Here is a 1,497-nt window from a genome sequence, read left to right as displayed (position 1 = left end):
TGCCTATGTATAATCGCCGCATCCGAATTTCGACGAGTCCAGCGCATCCCTATGAAAACCATCGAGCTTGATGACGATCTCTACTTCTATATCGCCAGCCAGACCCGGCACATTGGTGAGAGTGCCTCCGATATCCTGCGCCGTCTGCTGGAACAGCCTGCTCACCAAGGTGTGCCGGTTGCCGAGCCCGTTACCGTCGCGCAGCCCAGTGCGGTAGCCACCCGACAAGGGCTGCAAGCCCTGCTCGATTCCGGTGAACTGCAAAAAGAAGAGAAGTCCATCAACCGCTTTATGCTGGTGCTGAGTACCCTCTACCGGGATAACCCGGAAGGCTTTACCCAGGCCACCGAAATCAAGGGGCGCAAGCGCGTCTATTTCTCGCAGGATCCCGAGGCTCTGCGTGCCAGTGGCAGCACCACCAAGCCCAAGCCGGTACCGGAGACCCCGTTCTGGGTGATCACCAACACCAACACCAGCCGCAAGCAGAATATGGTGGCCCAGCTGATGGCCAGCATGGGCTATGGCGAAGAGGTGATCGCGCAGGTGTGTGGCGCAATTTAACGATTCTTCAAGACTCAGGCCTTGCCCGGCAAGGCCGCCATTACGCAAGGAAAACGCCATGGCTCAGCATTCCCACGCCGGTCAGCCGGCCCGTTTAAGCGACCTGACCAATATTCCCCGTCTGGTCAGCGCCTACTACCTTAACAAGCCGGACATGAGCCGCCCCGAGCAGCGGGTGGCCTTTGGTACCTCCGGCCACCGTGGCAGCGCCTTGCACAGCGCCTTTACCGAATCCCATATTCTGGCGGTGACCCAGGCGCTGGTGGAGTATCGCCAGCAAGCCGGCATTACGGGCCCGCTGTTTGTCGGCATGGATACCCACGCCCTGTCCGAATCCGCTTTTGCCAGCGCCGTCGAAGTGCTGGCGGCCAACGGCGTCGAGACCCGCATTCAGGCTGGCCTCGGTTTTACCCCGACCCCGGTCATCTCTCACGCCATCCTGCGCCATAACGCGGGCAAGCCTGCCGCGCGCGCCGACGGTGTGGTGATCACCCCGTCCCACAACCCGCCGGAAGATGGTGGCTTCAAGTACAACCCGCCCCACGGTGGCCCTGCCGAAGGGGAGATCACCAAGTGGGTGGAGGACCGTGCCAACGCCATTCTGGAAGCGGGTCTTGCTGGCGTGAAACGGATGCCGTTCGCCGAGGCGCTCAAGAGCCCGTTCGTGGTCGAGCACGACTATGTCACCCCCTATGTGGATGATCTGAAGAACGTGCTGGACATGGATGCCATCAAGAACGCGGGCATCAAGATCGGTGTCGATCCGCTGGGCGGATCCGGCGTCGCCTACTGGGACGTCATCGCCAAGACCTATGGTCTGAACATCGAGGTGGTGAACTACAAGGTCGATCCGACCTTCTCCTTCATGACCCTGGATAAAGACGGCAAGATCCGGATGGACTGCTCCAGCCCGTTCGCCATGGCGAGCCTGATTGC

2 protein-coding genes are annotated in these 1,497 nt (G+C 60.8%); both read left to right on the top strand.

Translation table 11 applies throughout. The features are described from left to right. The first annotated feature begins 51 nt into the window (after nt 1-51). Nucleotides 52-561, top strand: coding sequence for a replication initiation negative regulator SeqA (gene seqA / locus G5358_RS21080; protein ID WP_216954159.1), 510 nt, complete (start codon nt 52-54; stop codon nt 559-561). Between the two features lie 58 nt (nt 562-619). Next, the coding region (locus G5358_RS21075; protein WP_421324878.1) for a phosphoglucomutase at nt 620-1,497 on the top strand (878 nt) is incomplete at its 3' end.

This window comes from Aeromonas sp. 604176, assembly GCF_049170755.1.
GTDB lineage: Bacteria > Pseudomonadota > Gammaproteobacteria > Enterobacterales > Aeromonadaceae > Aeromonas > Aeromonas veronii_A.
Note: the sequence above shows the minus strand (reverse complement) of the source record. Positions and strands in the feature narration are given on the sequence as shown.